This is a genomic window from Thaumasiovibrio clandestinus (genome assembly GCF_047250365.1).
Taxonomy (GTDB): Bacteria; Pseudomonadota; Gammaproteobacteria; order Enterobacterales; family Vibrionaceae; genus Thaumasiovibrio.
Window position 1 is genome coordinate 441,602 of sequence record NZ_JBLBVL010000001.1, and the last position, 15,513, is coordinate 457,114.

Consider the following 15,513-nt stretch of genomic DNA (forward strand, 5'->3'; position numbering starts at 1 on the left):
TTCTCTCTTAATTTCAATATGTTATAAGACTAAATTGGACGAATACTGTTTTCATCCAACTCCGCCGCGAAACGTTGTTGCAAAAACTGAATATTGGTATCAGCTTGTAAGCTAACTTTTGCCTGCGCCAATCTATCCATATACAGCTTTTCTCTTAATTCTAATGGGGTTATTCCCGTCGAACTCAAGATGATCTCAACAGAAATATTTCCCAAGTACGGCACTAATGCCGATTGCAAAATCTCTCGTGCTTTTTCCGTGTTTAAATGGTGCTGAGATTGACGCAAATGCAGCGTTACTGCATTGCCATCTCTTTCCAGAGCCGCATTTAAGGCTAATTGTTGCACCAGTCTCGGCGCATTTAGCTCGCCACTGATTTTACTCCATTCATCTTGCTGTGCCGCTTCACTGATTAACACCGCTAACAACTCAGGCGATTTTTCATGCTCCAGTGCACTTTTTGCCAATTGAGGGGTAATTTCCGCCTCTGTCTCTACAGCCGTTGGCGAGGTTGGCTGCCAGCGATAAGCGTCATCCGCCTGACTGTTGGTGTCGACTTCTTGCTGCCCTGGCAAAACAGACTCTGGCGTTGCGGCCGCGACACTATGACGTTGTGCGAGCCTCTCTACCGCAGACCCATCACGCACTGAGCGCTTCGCTATGCCTGCTGTTGTCGCAGCAGGCTCACTCTTTTTTGGCGTCGGCACCGTGCCACTTTGGCTGCGAAGCTTATTTCTTGCTGCCACCAAACTGGCTGTTGTTGACCTTACAGCAGGCTGTTGCTGTTGCTGTTGCTGTTGCTGTTGCTGTTGCTGTTGCTGTTCAATATTGTGTGACGGCACTGACGGTGGCGCAACGCGTTCATCTAACGGTTGTGCCGCCGCTGAAGCACCTGAATCTAACACCGTCGCCTGAGGTGGAGTAACGGGAGCCACCACTGCCGCCTCTATACGTGAATCAGAGCGTGCAGCATCAGAACGTTGCCCCCTTAACTGCTCACGAGCCTGGGCAATGCTCTGCTGTGCTGGCGCTGGTTGTTGCTCTGGCACCACAATGCTTTGCGGTTGTAGTGAAACAGGTGGCGCTGGTCTAAACGCTAGCATACGTAGCAAAACCATCTCGACGGCCACGCGCCCTTCAGGAGCAAAAGGGAGATCCCTCCGTCCTTGCAAGACCATCTGGTAATAAAGCTGGATATCTTGAGGTGCCAGTTTGTCAGCCAACGCCAATAGACGGGATTTATCCGGTGCCGAGTCATCTATTGCGCTATCTACAACCTGCAACATAGCGACCTGATGTAGTACCTCTTCAATTTGACAGAGCAACGCATCCCATCCCACCCCACTACTGGCGAGGGTCGTGACACAACCAAGCAGGGTATTCGCATCTTGTTGCACAAAGACTTCAAGTAGCTTTAATGCATGATCGCCTTCCAACGTCCCCAGCATAGCGCTAACTTGTGTCGCTATAACGCTGCCATTCCCCATCGCAATAGATTGATCGGCCAGGCTTAACGCATCACGCATACTCCCATCTGCAGCCCTAGCTATCAGTTGTAACGCACGCGTCTCATAGCTCAACTGTTCACTATCAAGAATATGGCTGAGTTGCGCTTGGATCTGTTGGTGATCGATATGTTTAAGATGAAACTGTAAACAGCGAGATAGAATCGTAACGGGCAGCTTTTGTGGATCAGTCGTTGCCAACAGAAACTTTACGTATTCTGGTGGCTCTTCTAGTGTTTTAAGCAGAGCATTGAAGCTATGCCGCGACAACATATGTACTTCATCGATCAAGTAAACTTTATAACGACCACGTGCTGGTTTGTATTGCACGTTGTCTAACAGATCGCGCGTATCTTCTACTTTAGTGCGAGAAGCCGCATCAATTTCCAGTAAGTCGACAAAGCGCCCTTGATCAATTTCCAAACATGATTGGCATTGACCACACGGTTGTGCCGTCACGCCTTGCTCACAGTTCAGTCCTTTAGCAAAAATACGTGCAATGGTTGTCTTACCGACGCCGCGGGTACCACTAAATAGATATGCATGGTGAAGGCGGTTCTGCGCCAAGCCATTAGATATCGCTGTTAAGACATGCGACTGCCCAACCACCTCATCAAAACAGTGAGGACGCCACTTACGTGCCAAAACCTGATAACTCATGTAGTGTCAGCCTACTCAATGAACATGAATGATAACGGCATGCTACCACAAGGTATGTGAGGGTGCGACAACGAGGCCCACTCTTGCTTATGATTCCGTATAGAATGCGTAAATTCTATGCAACAAGGCCTATTTCGACCTTTGATAAAAACAAAGGCCAGCGAATGCCGACCCTTGTTGTGTCCCATAACCCAAATGGTTGACTTAGTGCCCTGGAAAGTCACAAATCGCAAATACATTTAGGTCTAACGAAGCGAGGCGCACTTCTCCACCAATATCGGGTAGATTAATAACAAACGCAGCATCTTCAACCACTCCACCTAATTTGCGCACTAGGTTTGTCGTCGCTTCAATGGTACCACCTGTCGCTAAAAGGTCATCAACCAACAGGACTTTATCACCGTTTTGAATCGCATCGACATGAATTTCTAATGTATCGGTACCATACTCTAGCTCATATGACTGAGCAATCACCTCACGAGGCAATTTGCCAGGCTTGCGTACCGGAACAAAACCAACGCCCAGCGCCAACGCTAATGGCGCACCAAAGAGGAAGCCTCTCGCTTCAGTACCGACAATTTTTGTAATTCCTTTATCTTTGTACTTCTCTGTCAGAACTGACATTACTGCTTGATATGCAGCAGGGTCTTCCATCAAGCTAGTCACATCACGGAAAAGAATACCTGGCTTTGGGTAATCTTGAATGGACTTAATACTGTTTTTGATGAGGGCGAGTTGTTCTTGGTTCATGCTTTCTTACCTAAATGCAAGCGATAGAGATTAACGTGTCAAAAATTTCCATTCCGACACAAAACACCTAATGGTAGCATTATCTCGATACTAGCGACATGATCTAATGCGTTTAAGCACATTCGCATCGCTTTCTCCCTATCAAAAAACAGCAAAACTCTGCGCAACCCAATATAATTGCATTCAAATTCGTACTAACTTCCCTCTTATTGACCGAAATCAGGTATCCCCACTCCTTACACACTAGACTATGGGAAAGTAACGACCAAGTGACCAACATGAACACACTGATAACATTGCACGACCAGCTATTACATCGCATTAACAGCGAGCTAGACTCACTGACACTTGAGCTAATTACAGTGCTGTGTCATGAATCTGATCTACTGAAACCAGAGCTAACGCAACAAGAGCGTAGCAAGCTTATCGATCTCGGCAAAAGCAGTTTACACAAAACGACGCGAGACATGGCGAGACGCATTGAGCGCCTAGATGCGGCAATATGCGCCGACCGCATTGGCATGTATGGCACCTGCACCGACTGTGAAGATACCATCGCATTGTATGATTTAGAAATTGATCCCGCAGAGCCGCGCTGCTTTGAGTGCCGGCAAAAACTCAGTCATTAATACTGCCATTCACCGAAAGACAACCGGTGCTAAAATGGCACAGCCCTACTGCTGTGCCAACCACACTTTAAACGCCACTTTCTCTTTATCAGAGGCACGGGTATACCACATTTTTAACTGTGCGACGGCATTATCCGATAACTCGATCTCACCCTCGTCTGAAATTGTTACCGCATCTTTTTTATAATCGAACAATTGCTCGTCATCAATCACAATGCCTTGTGTCTGATTATACGCCGCCACCACCGCTTCGGGATCGCTATAAGCGCCTAAGCCATTGCCCTCAATCCGCTGTGTCTCAATCGCTTGCGGTTCGTCTTGCTGATATTGCAGCAGCCACTGCGGGTCGCGGAAGAAAGCTTTTGCTTGAGACAAGGTTCGTAATCGTTGCGGCAATAGCAATGTTATCTCATCGCCCTCAACCACATTAAGTAAAAAAGCGTAAGGTTTTGATGTAAACACCCGGGTTTTACTGCCGTCTTTAACCTCATCATCGTAGCGTATAACAATTTGGTTCTCACCCGGTACAAGAGTGATAGTCTCATGACGTTGAATGCGCTTTGCACGCTGCTCTTTTCCGTTCACAACCCAGAACTTAATCCCCTCATCCAAGGTTAATGTCGCAGCATTAACACCTGCTGATGCCAATACAGCGCATAACGCCAACGCAACGTATCTCATTACAACCTCCATTTCTATGTAAGCTTTGTTGCATAAAAAAGCCGCCAGCTAACGCATAGCGGCGGCTCCATACTCAACACGATAGTGTGATTAGAATTTCACTTCTAGGCCAACAACGTAAGCCAAATCAGTGTCAATATTGTCTACATCGTAGTAAGCCACTTCACCATACACTTTGGCATTGCTGTGCAGCTGTTGGGTCACATTTACATAAAATGCTTGAGCATCGGCATCTGCACTACCCACACTAACTTGTGCTAAAGTATAACCACCAGCAAAGGTAGTATTATTCATGGTGTAGTCCGCAGAAACAGCAAACACGTCTGTGTCTAAGTCAAGAGAACCAGCTGCTTTATCTTCTGTCTGACCATACGATGCCGCAAAGCTATAATCACCCCAGACATAATCTAGCTCTAGGTTAAATCCAGTTTGATCAAGTCCTGCAATGCCATCTAGATCAGAGGCATCAAAGAAGTAGAGACGTACATCGGCGTCACCGAAACGAGCACCAACACGACCATCAATCACTGTCTCTTCGTCTGGCCCTTCTTTACCATCTTCTTTCAATGATGCAGACAGTCCAGCATAGAACTGGCCGTTGTCATAGACATACTTCAGACCCTGACCAGTTTGTCCACGAGCAAAGCCCAATGTATCGCCACCAAATTCATAATCTTTGGTGTTACCTGCATCATCCGCGATAAGGTACAAGCGACCCGCTGTTAGCGTACCGAAGTCACCGCTAAAGCCAACCCAAAGCTCATCGTTTAGTACTTCGGTGCTGTCGTCACCTTCACTTTCAAACTTATATGCGATCCCAGAGACGACCGCTAGGCTGTCGTTAACATCAACGACAACGTCTAATGCCAAATCACCGTCATCCAGACGAATTTTATCTTCATCGTCTTTCAACCCATCTTTATAATATTGAACTTCAGCCGCACCAGAAAGATCAACGGTTACGCCATCGCTATTATATAGGTTTACGCCTGCAGACGCAGAGCCTGCTACCAATGCTGCCGGCACTGCTAATGCTAAAAGAGTTTTTTTCATGATAATCCACTGCCTTTTCTTATTAATGTGAAATCCTTTCGGATATCCCTATCTGCTACCTGCGTCACCTTTCATAATGAGGCACTCGTCAGAAAGCGTTTATATATGCGAGGCTTATCGTGCAAGAGTTCTTTTCGGCTGTCAAATTAACCTTTTCACAACCATTTAAACAGAAAAAGACCATGGTTAACATATACTTAATTAAAAATAAACATGCAACAAATCTGCAATATGCGTCAGTGGAATACAAAAAGAGTGTAATCTTAAATAGTATCAATATGGTCCAATTGACTATATAACACTTAAAAAGCGGAGTTATCATCCAAGCGATACGCCATTAACAGCCGATGGCAATATAATTCGCTTTGATGTATTGACCGATATTATAGATATACATAGTTCAATTTATTTTTGCGGATACGATCACAAAACACAAACTCAATGGCCATAATTCAACAACAGATGCCCAACACTGCTCTTGAACAGATTGTGATATAATTTCAACCATACTCTCCATCAAGACAATTCCATGCTGAACAAAACCACCCAAGAGGCCATCCGTAAGTGCTACCAAAATCTGCAATCTCAGCTACCCCACTTTGTTCCGCGCCGAGCACAGAACTATCTTATTGCAGAAATAGCCAAAGTACTGGGCGGTGAATACGATGCTAAGCGCCGTATGCTCGTCGCTGAAGCTGGCACAGGAATTGGAAAATCGTTAGCTTATTTGGTTGGAGCCGTTCCCTACGCTTTTTTCAACAATAAAAAAGTCATTATTTCAACCGCGACCGTGGCACTCCAAGAGCAGTTATTAAACAAAGACATTCCTTTGTTTCAACGCCTTTTTGAACAAGAAGTCGAAGTGGTTCTCGCTAAGGGACGGCAGCGCTATTGTTGTGCCCATAAACTGTCTCTATCTATTGAAGATAACCCAGATGCTCAAATGCAGCTTTGGCAAGAAAAGCCAAAAAAAAGTGACCTCGCGTTGTTAAAACGCCTGAATACGGCATTATCTGCACAGAAATGGGATGGCGACAGAGATAACTGGCCAACCACCATTCCCGATAGAGTTTGGCTACAGATCACCGCTGACAAACATAGCTGTCACAACGGGCTCCCCATCCATCGCGGCTGCCCATTTAGCAAATCAAGAGAGCGGCTGGACAAAGCGGATGTGATCATTGTTAATCATGCATTGCTGATGGCTGATCTCGAACTTGGCGGTGGCATCATTTTGCCTGAGCCTGAACAAGCCATTTATCTATTAGATGAAGCCCATCACCTTCCTCAGGTAGCGAGAGATTTTTCTGCCGCGAGTGCGAGCTTAATTGGCGCCACCGCTTGGTTGGAAAAACTCAATCAGCAAGCAAGTAAACTCGCAAACGCAGCTGATATCAAACAGAGCAGTCGATTTTTGAATGTTGTACAAGAGCAATGCCAGTACCTTATCCCTACATTGCGCCAGCTCGCCAAACAAGTCGATCCCTCTGCATTTTCATCGAATAACGTCTGGCGATTTGAGCATGGCATCCTACCAGATTGGTTAAGCAGCGAAGCAAAACAACTGAAGGACGCAAGCCGCAAAGCTCGCCAATCGATGGGAAAGATCCATGACCTCATCAGTGAACGCATCCGCAATGGCGAGCTGGCTCTACGCCTTGGTGAGCCAGCTCTGGCAGAAGGCGGTTTCTATTTGCAGCGCTTAGAAAATTTAGAAAAAGTATGGCAACTAATGGCGACCCCCGATAAAGAGAAAGGGGCACCACTCGTCCGTTGGCTAGAAAAAAGCCCTGACCGAGAAGATGACTATATTGTCGAAGTGTCACCCCTCGAAGTCGGGTTTCGGCTTGATGACATGCTGTGGAGTCGGGCAGCAGGTGTGGTTTTAACATCTGCGACATTACGCGCATTGAATGATTTTAGTTACTTTTGCCGCCAAGCCGGGCTAAAGCAGGATGACGGTACGCGCTTTTTAGCCTTATCGTCACCGTTTAACTACACAGAGCAAGGCCGCTTGGTCGTGCCCGCCATGCGTAATGACCCTCAATCAACCCAGTTTAATCACGAATTAGCCGATAAGCTCATCGAATACCTCGAAGGGGAGACGGCAAGTTTGGTTTTATTTGCCTCGTATTGGCAAATGAATATGCTGGCAGAGAAACTCGCTGCGACTTGCAATAGTAACCATTGGCAACTGTTGGTTCAGGGCAAAGAATCAAGGCAGTCACTATTAGAAAAACATAAAAAACAGATTCAAGCTGGCAAAGTCAGCATACTGTTCGGTACTGGAAGCTTTTCCGAAGGGTTAGATCTTCCCGGCGAGCTGTTACAAAATGTCATCATTACCAAAATCCCCTTCGCGGTTCCAACATCACCGATTGAAGCAGCCCATGCCGAGTATATTGAAAGCAAAGGCGGAAATCCGTTTATGCAGATTACAGTGCCCGAAGCCAGTAAAAAGCTGATCCAATCCGTTGGCAGACTGCTGCGCAAAGAAGAAGATTCTGGTAGAGTTATCATTCTCGATCGACGCATCATCACCAAACGCTACGGTAAAGCACTGCTTGATGCCCTGCCTCCTTTTGCCAGAGTGATCGAATAACACCTCCGATATCACTAACTATAAGATAAATAGATGCTAGAAGTTTTAGACCCAAGCGTAATCGCTATTTTAGCCGTTGTTGCCTTTACTGCAGGGTTTATCGATGCCGTTGCTGGCGGCGGTGGTATGTTAACCATCCCTGCCCTACTATGGATTGGACTGCCGCCACATATCGCCTTAGGTACCAATAAACTGGCCGCGAGTTTTGCATCCAGTACCGCCGCCTTTACGTATTACCGCAAAAAATTATTTGTTCCCAGCTTCTGGCTGTGGTCATTCGCTGCCACGCTCATTGGTGCCATCATGGGCACGGTTGTTGTTGATTCTTTATCAACCGGATGGTTAGAAAAGTCACTACCTCTGATCATTATTGCTGTCGCCTTTTACACTATTTGGCACCCGCAACCCAAAGCGGATGAGCACCATCTACCTAAAAATGATCCGAGCCTCAAGCGCAAGCAAATCACGCAAGGTGCTACGCTGGGTTTTTATGATGGGGTGGCTGGCCCGGGAACCGGTGCTTTTTGGACAGTTTCGAGCATGGCGCTCTACCGCATGGATATTCTAATATCATCCGGTTTAGCGAAAGCAATGAACTTTACCAGTAACTTTACTTCTTTCATTACCTTCGCATTGTTAGGCCACATAAACTGGGCTATCGGCTTAACGATGGGGCTTTGTTTGATGATGGGTGCATGGATAGGTGCGCATTCCGCTATTCGATTTGGTGCTAAATTTATTAGGCCTGTGTTCATTACCATGGTATTGATACTGGCAGTCAAATTAGCCGTCGATGCGTGGCTTTAGATGCAGACAGTTAACCACACAACCCATCGATGCATAACCGATAGCAGCCTATTACATGGATATTAGCCGTTTTGAGCGTCATTTAAGCCAACTCGAAGAGCAAGCACGCCAATTAGACAAGCAGCGCGGAGAAGCAGATAAGCCCTTGTTTGATGAGCATTTATTTAGCAACTACCCTAAGCTAGTTACACCGTGTGTCATGCAAGCAAAACATCAATTAGACTTAATTGAAAAGCTGCTCACTGGCGCCAGCCCCGATCCACAACGGCTGGGCTATTTGTGTGACCACCTCGCGCTCCAGGTTCACGCCTTACAGCGAGAATTAGCAACAGTAGCCATTCGTGCCGCAGAACCTAAGCAGGCACGTAAGTTCTACAAATCAATTAACGCACTATATCAGGATCTAACTCAACATATTGAATGGGAAAGACGATTACTACTGATGCGCGACAATAAAGCACGAGAATTGGACTACGCAACCGATTTAAACCGCACACGAATGCAACAAGAATTAACGGCATTGGAGGGGCGTGTAGAGCGTTGCCGCATATCAAAAGCTAAAATAGAAAAACAAATACGTTATCAAGAACGGTTTGAATAGCCTAGAAACCTTGATAAAAGATGTGTTTAGAAACTAATCAAAAAAATAGACAAAGAGAGAACATGATGAAATCATCACAACAGGCAGATACTACCCACTCCCTTGATAGTGCACCACAAGAGGTACAACTGGCGGTGGATCTTATTTATCTCCTTGAAACAAATGAGATTGACCCACAAACGGCAATAAAAGCACTAAAGATGGTTATCGCAGATTGCGAGAAAAAATTGTAATGCCATACTTTAACGAATCACAAGTGCGCCAGTAAACATGATTAGAGTTAAAAACATTAAGGTATTGTAAAGCTTCATTTCGACCTCCAAATAGACTACGGGCCGAATAGTAGCTGCATTTTAAAAGACGATCCACTGTCAATTGCTGAATTATTGACATACAAATAAGTAAATAATTGCAGTCAAGATCATTGCACTCATATTTTGCGAGGCAAACAATAAATATATCAATAGCGCATACGAAAACCATTAGAAATACTCACAGCGCACCAACAATCTCTTTACAATATTCATTGGTAAATATTGGCCACATGCCATGCAACCTTTCCTAGCCCTTTTTTCTATCTCTTCTTCTCTACCCATTAATCAGCGTATTTATAAATCTCTCGATACAAACTCACGGCAAAGACTAGAAAAATAGATCTGGGTCTGACAGACTGTCTAAAATAGTTACTCATGGACAAGGAAGATCAATGAAAGATGAAACCCTAGCACTACACGCCGGATACGAAACTGACCCAACAACAAAAGCAGTCACCACGCCGATTTACCAAACTGTTGCTTATGAATTTGATAGCGCCCAGCACGGTGCAGATCTGTTCAACCTCGAGGTGCCAGGGAATATCTACACCCGCATCATGAACCCAACTAACGATGTGCTTGAAAAGCGGATGGCCGCTTTAGAAGGTGGAATTGCCGCATTAGTCGTTAGTGCTGGCAGTGCAGCCATAAACTATGCAATTCAAACCCTCGCTGAAGCGGGTGATAACATTGTTTCTACCCCACAATTATATGGTGGCACCTATACCCTTTTTGCCCATATGTTACCAAAGCAAGGGATTGAAGTACGGTTTGCTTCCGATGACAGCCCTGAGTCTCTTGCTAGCCTTATCGATGAAAACACCAAAGCGGTCTATTGTGAAAGTATCGGCAATCCAGCAGGAAATATTGTTGATCTTGAAGAAATTTCACGCTTAGCCCACGCAAAAGGTGTGCCTGTGATTGTCGATAACACCGTAGCGACACCTGCACTATGCAAACCTATCGCATTTGGCGCTGATATTGTTGTTCACTCATTAACCAAATATGTCGGCGGCCATGGCACGACCTTAGGCGGAGTGATCGTCGATAGCGGTCAGTTCCCATGGAAAGAGCACGCAGAGCGTTTTCCCGTGTTTAATCAACCTGAGCCATCTTATCATGGCGTTATCTATACAGAAGCATTTGGCGAAGCGGCTTTCATCGGCCGTGCCCGAACCGTTCCACTACGAAACACTGGCAGCGCCCTGTCGCCAATGAGTGCCTTTATGTTGATGCAAGGGCTAGAAACGCTCTCTTTACGTATGGAGCGCCACACTGAGAATGCTCGCTTAGTCGCAGAGTACCTACAAAACCATGAGAAAGTGAGCTGGGTAAACTATGCCGGATTGGAAAATAGCCCCCATTACCTCTTAGCACAAAAGTACATGGACGGTAAGCCATCGGCTATTCTCTCGTTTGGACTAAAAGATGGCTACGATGCTGGTGTGCGTTTCTACGACTCCTTGAAGATATTCAAACGCTTGGTAAATATCGGCGATGCGAAATCTCTGGCTTGTCACCCTGCTTCGACGACGCACCGCCAATTAAGCGAAGCAGAGCAACAGCAAGCTGGCGTCTCCCCTGAAATGATTCGCCTCTCTGTAGGTATTGAACATATCGATGATCTTATTGCTGACCTAGAGTCATCTTTAAACGCTTAAGCACAAGCACTTCGCTTGAATAAAGAGGACAGCCGGTTGTTCAATAACAACCGGTATCTTCCTATCTTAAGAATAGTGGCCGTTCCTTGTTCAGACCTCATGCTTTTTCTATCCTCCAATTATTCGGCATATCTCACATTTGTACTGGCCTAGATTATCGCTAATAGCGGGTAAAGTTGATGCGAGTCCGAATTTTGGATTTTCTGCGCTCATTTTGAATGCCAAATAAATTGAAGTACCTATGATCGCCAAACACATAAAGCAGGAATGGTGAGCATGGGTAACGCAGTTAAACTAGGTGATATTGGTTCAGGACATGGCGGCTATCCACCGACACCGGTTTGTGGGGGATCGTCTAATGTCTTTTACGATGGATTACCCGCAGGTAGAGTTGGTGACCCGCTAATTCTGCATGCCAAACCCAAAAGCCCACCCCACGGTCGATCGATTGCGTCAGGATCATCTTCTGTGTTTGTAAACGGTAAAGCCGCAGCTAAGTCCGGCGATAGCGTGACTTGTGGAGGATCTATGAGCGGAGGAGGCACTGTGTCTATCGGCGGTTAGTTCAGCACTTGATGCTCCCCTGGCGCTGCCGCGAGATTTGCCTGTGCAATGCCTTCTTTTGCAAGCAGATGTCTAATTTAGCAGGCATGCTGTATGACCATTAATGCGCAGGTTACTAATTTCACATAACTCTGACAGGAATAGACCCCAACCCAAAACATAACAACGACAGCATTGATATACTGCCTCCGAACAATATCAGATAACTTAATTCAATCAATGAGGTATTTTAATGAGAGTGCTGTTTGTTATTTTTTCTCTTCTGCTTTCTTTTAGCCAGCCCGCCTTCGCTGCAGAATGGGAGCACTTAGCCGAACGTCGTGTGAATTATAGTGAGGATACTGATCGCGTCTATATTAATAAAAATAATCGCGATATACGCCAAGTACGCCTTAAGTCAAAGCAAGGGATCATTAATATGGACTCGATCACTCTACATTTTAAAGATGGCAGTAGCATTGTGACCGATGACTTAGGTGTTCTATTAAAAGGCAAGACCAGCAGAGCCATTCCCGTTCCTCGTCGTCAAGCTCGCAACCTAAGACTAATCACATTCAAATACAAGGCTGTCGGTAACAAAAAAACAGGCGCTACTGGGCTAACTCAGCGCGGTATCGTTGAGATCCAAACTAAGCGAAAATAAACAGATTCAATCAATTTGACGTCTATTAAAAAGAGAGGCTACGACGCCTCTTTTTTATTGAATGACACATACCATTGAAAGGGGATAATAACAAAGCAGTGAATCACCCAGTATGCACACGCTGCATATTGCGCTAAGCTGTAAATAATGAAGGATGACGCTAATTAAGAGGTCGATATCGTTATGGCGCAAAAACCGATGACAAATACGAACGATCACGTCGATAACAAACATCCAATGCCTTTGTCTGGGTTAAAGCCTGCCCTTGCCTGCTTCCTAGGCCTTACTATTCTATTAGCCTTTGCTGCTGGAGTAATCCACTATGATATTCGAATCGCAGTTGCAGGTGCTTCTGAAAGTGGTCCGATAGAATATATGCAGGAGCTGTTTCTATTTCTTATTGTGCTAATGTTTGCTTTTCACGCCTGGCACAACCCTGCTCAAAGGGGGTTTGCGGTTCTTGTTGGCGCATTCTTTTTATGTTTGTTGATAAGAGAGATGAACAACTTACTACATGATATCAGCCACGGCTTCTGGAAGTACCCCACCTATTTAATTGCAATAAGTGCGATTGCCTTCAGTTATATACGTAGGGAGTCGACATTAACACCATTAATCGCCTATTCAAAACATAGCAGCTTCGGGTTAATGCTTGCAGGAATGGCGACACTCTTGGTCTTTTCAAGGCTGTTTGGCATGAGCGTGTTATGGCAAACAGCCCTCGGTGATAACTATGTCCGTATCGCCAAAAATATGGCTGAAGAAGGCACTGAGTTGCTTGCTTACAGCTTAATTTTCTTCTCCACTTTCTGGTTTATTACGGTAGAAAACATCAAAAAGCGTTAAGCGACGTTGTCGTAATAATGCCACCTAAATTTTAACCGATAGTGTAGCAACGACAGATATCTGAACAAACAGTGAAATGTGATCCAGTTTTGTGGTGAGATCTTAAAACTACACTTTAATGGCCAGAAAATGAATCGATACCCGAATTGAATGAGAAATTTTCTCTTGTTAAAAGACGAGATATAGATCACCTAAAAACCTCAGGCATGCTGTCCATAAATCGTCGCCATTTGGTGTAATAAGCGAAGCTTAAGCCGGCGATAAAACAGGCAGGGGGGTTTCCATGGTTGCTTTTACCCGATCCATCACAACGATAGTTCGAAACCATTTCACGTTGTCATTGTTATAAAATAAGCGCCCACTGATGGCTTCATATTCCGCCATATCTGAAACAGTCAATACCAGCATAAAGTCGGCTTCACCGGTTACATAATAACACTGCTGTATCTCAGGCCCAGAGAAGCTTTTTTTCATTTCTTCCATATCAGAAGCATGCGCATGAACGGCATGCACTTCCACAATAATTGTAATGATTTGTCCTACTTTCTCAGGGGCAATAATGGCCGAATTAGCTTTGATTACCCCGCTCTCTTCCAGACGCTTAATACGTCTTTGGACTGAAGCCGTAGAAAGATGAACTTGCTCAGCGACAAGACGTAAAGGTGTCGTATTATCTTTTTGTAAAATATCAAGGATGGCACGGTCAAAACTATCAACTAACGAAGTCATATGAAAAATTTTCTCAAAAATACGGCTTAATTTGAGCGCTATTCTCAGCCTAAGCAAATTAATATCAAAGCATATTCAATCCACTCTCGATTTGGAGATTAATATGCATTGGCATAGCAGACTTGTTCAACCACAAACCTTGGCGACGCCAGGATTTGAATCTTTAGCCACACCAACTTATCGCGGTTCAACCGTTGTATTCAACAAACAAGCCGATGTAGTCGATGATTGGAAGCAAACTGAACATGGTTATAGCTACGGTTTGTATGGTACACCAACAACATTAGAGTTATCGGGACGTATTGCACAATTAGAAGGCGCACTGCATAGTTTTGTCGTACCCGGTGGTCAAGCGGCTATCGCACTTGTCTATTTTGCTATGTGTAAAGCTGGCAGTCACGCATTGGTTCCTTATAACGCCTATGGGCCAAACAAAGAAATGGCGCAAGGATTACTTAAAGATTTAGGCATTGATGTAGAGCCTTATGATCCTCTCATTGGCGATGGTATCGCAGACCTTATTCGTGACAACACCACCCTTATCTGGGTCGAAAGCCCTGGCTCAGTCACCATGGAAATTCAAGATGTCCCCGCAATCTGTAGAGTTGCGCATGAAAAAGGCGTCGTGGTGGCTCTGGATAATACCTATGCTGCTGGCGTGCTATTTGATGCCTTTGCTCATGGGGTTGATATCAGTATGCAAGCGCTAACAAAGTACGTTGGCGGCCACAGCGATCTATTGCTTGGGACAGTCTCGGTAAATAGTGAATCTCTAAAAGCGAAAGTCGGCGAAACGTTCAAACAGCTAGGTTTGGCAGTATCGCCTGATGACTGCAGCCTAGCCTTAAGAGGCCTGCAAACACTTGGTATTCGATTAACGCATCTTGAAGCATCAACACTTGAAGTAGCCCACTGGCTAACCAAGCAGAAAGGGATTGCTCAAGTACTTCATCCCGCCTTCCCATCCTGCCCCGGTCATGAACTATGGAAGCGCGATTTTACTGGATCTAGCAGCGTTTTCTCTTTTCTTTTTACGGAAGAATACTCGGCTCAGCAAGTTGAACAGTTTATCGACACTTTAGAACTATTCAAAATAGGCATGAGCTGGGGTGGAGTGACCAGTTTGGCTTTAGTTTATCCAAATATCGACCGACCAGGGAAAGATTACGCGGGACGGCTAGTACGACTCAATATTGGCTTAGAGCAACCTGCTGAGCTGATTCAAGATCTAGAACGGGCGATTCAAGCTATCTCTTAATTAAAATAATAACCAAAACAAAATTGGGCAATGCTCAATTTTGTTAGACAATTATAAAAATTGAAACAACATCCAATAATGAGCATGTAAGGTAGACAATATGACGACTTCTACTCGTTGCTTTACCCAACAAGAATTTGAACAGCACAACATTTATGCACAAAATAATATGCATTACATAGAATTCTGTGCGTATATCACTTGCCCAAC

General features: G+C 45.1%; 15 protein-coding genes. 10 read left to right on the plus strand and 5 right to left on the minus strand.

Translation table 11 applies throughout. The features are described from left to right. Positions 1-29: 29 nt before the first annotated feature. Entirely contained in the window at positions 30-2,165 is a 2,136-nt protein-coding gene (gene dnaX, locus ACKLNH_RS02090; RefSeq protein WP_413110572.1) for a DNA polymerase III subunit gamma/tau, read from the minus strand. Positions 2,166-2,369: 204 nt separating this feature from the next. Next, on the minus strand, positions 2,370-2,915 hold the full coding sequence (gene apt, locus ACKLNH_RS02095; protein ID WP_413110573.1) for an adenine phosphoribosyltransferase: 546 nt from the start codon (positions 2,913-2,915) through the stop codon (positions 2,370-2,372). Positions 2,916-3,193: 278 nt separating this feature from the next. Between apt and ACKLNH_RS02100 the strand changes: the two genes are divergently transcribed. Continuing rightward, a complete protein-coding gene (locus ACKLNH_RS02100; protein WP_413110574.1) occupies positions 3,194-3,544 on the plus strand; it encodes a TraR/DksA C4-type zinc finger protein in 351 nt (116 codons plus the stop codon). 45 nt (positions 3,545-3,589) lie between these two features. Here ACKLNH_RS02100 and ACKLNH_RS02105 read toward each other — a convergent pair whose 3' ends face one another. Next, positions 3,590-4,225 carry a YccT family protein gene (locus tag ACKLNH_RS02105; protein WP_413110575.1) on the minus strand — a complete coding sequence of 212 codons (636 nt, stop codon included), beginning with the start codon at positions 4,223-4,225 and terminating at the stop codon, positions 3,590-3,592. A gap of 90 nt (positions 4,226-4,315) precedes the next feature. Further along, positions 4,316-5,278, minus strand: coding sequence for a porin (locus ACKLNH_RS02110; protein ID WP_413110576.1), 963 nt, complete (start codon positions 5,276-5,278; stop codon positions 4,316-4,318). Positions 5,279-5,807: 529 nt separating this feature from the next. On the opposite strand from ACKLNH_RS02110, the gene dinG reads away from it, so the two are divergent. From dinG to ACKLNH_RS02150, 8 genes are all read left to right on the plus strand, one after another. Next, positions 5,808-7,880, plus strand: a complete 2,073-nt coding sequence (gene dinG, locus ACKLNH_RS02115) for an ATP-dependent DNA helicase DinG (RefSeq protein ID WP_413110577.1) — start codon at positions 5,808-5,810, stop codon at positions 7,878-7,880. Positions 7,881-7,913: 33 nt separating this feature from the next. Further along, positions 7,914-8,687, plus strand: coding sequence for a sulfite exporter TauE/SafE family protein (locus tag ACKLNH_RS02120; protein WP_413110578.1), 774 nt, complete (start codon positions 7,914-7,916; stop codon positions 8,685-8,687). A gap of 55 nt (positions 8,688-8,742) precedes the next feature. Beyond that, positions 8,743-9,288: a primosomal replication protein gene (locus ACKLNH_RS02125; protein WP_413110579.1), complete on the plus strand. Its 546-nt coding sequence runs from the start codon at positions 8,743-8,745 to the stop codon at positions 9,286-9,288. Positions 9,289-9,350: 62 nt separating this feature from the next. Beyond that, positions 9,351-9,521: a pleiotropic regulatory protein RsmS gene (gene rsmS, locus ACKLNH_RS02130; protein ID WP_413110580.1), complete on the plus strand. Its 171-nt coding sequence runs from the start codon at positions 9,351-9,353 to the stop codon at positions 9,519-9,521. 473 nt (positions 9,522-9,994) lie between these two features. After that, positions 9,995-11,263, plus strand: a complete 1,269-nt coding sequence (locus ACKLNH_RS02135; protein WP_413110581.1) for an O-acetylhomoserine aminocarboxypropyltransferase/cysteine synthase family protein — start codon at positions 9,995-9,997, stop codon at positions 11,261-11,263. 276 nt (positions 11,264-11,539) lie between these two features. After that, positions 11,540-11,827: a type VI secretion system PAAR protein gene (locus tag ACKLNH_RS02140; protein WP_413110582.1), complete on the plus strand. Its 288-nt coding sequence runs from the start codon at positions 11,540-11,542 to the stop codon at positions 11,825-11,827. Between the two features lie 232 nt (positions 11,828-12,059). Beyond that, entirely contained in the window at positions 12,060-12,470 is a 411-nt protein-coding gene (locus ACKLNH_RS02145) for a DUF2541 family protein (protein WP_413110583.1), read from the plus strand. Positions 12,471-12,668: 198 nt separating this feature from the next. Then, a complete protein-coding gene (locus tag ACKLNH_RS02150; protein ID WP_413110584.1) occupies positions 12,669-13,316 on the plus strand; it encodes a hypothetical protein in 648 nt (215 codons plus the stop codon). Positions 13,317-13,565: 249 nt separating this feature from the next. On the opposite strand, the gene ACKLNH_RS02155 is transcribed toward ACKLNH_RS02150, so the two are convergent. Beyond that, complete coding sequence (locus ACKLNH_RS02155) at positions 13,566-14,045, minus strand: Lrp/AsnC family transcriptional regulator (protein ID WP_413110585.1); 480 nt, start codon at positions 14,043-14,045, stop codon at positions 13,566-13,568. 103 nt (positions 14,046-14,148) lie between these two features. Between ACKLNH_RS02155 and ACKLNH_RS02160 the strand changes: the two genes are divergently transcribed. Further along, a complete protein-coding gene (locus ACKLNH_RS02160; protein WP_413110586.1) occupies positions 14,149-15,303 on the plus strand; it encodes a cystathionine beta-lyase in 1,155 nt (384 codons plus the stop codon). Positions 15,304-15,513: the final 210 nt, after the last annotated feature.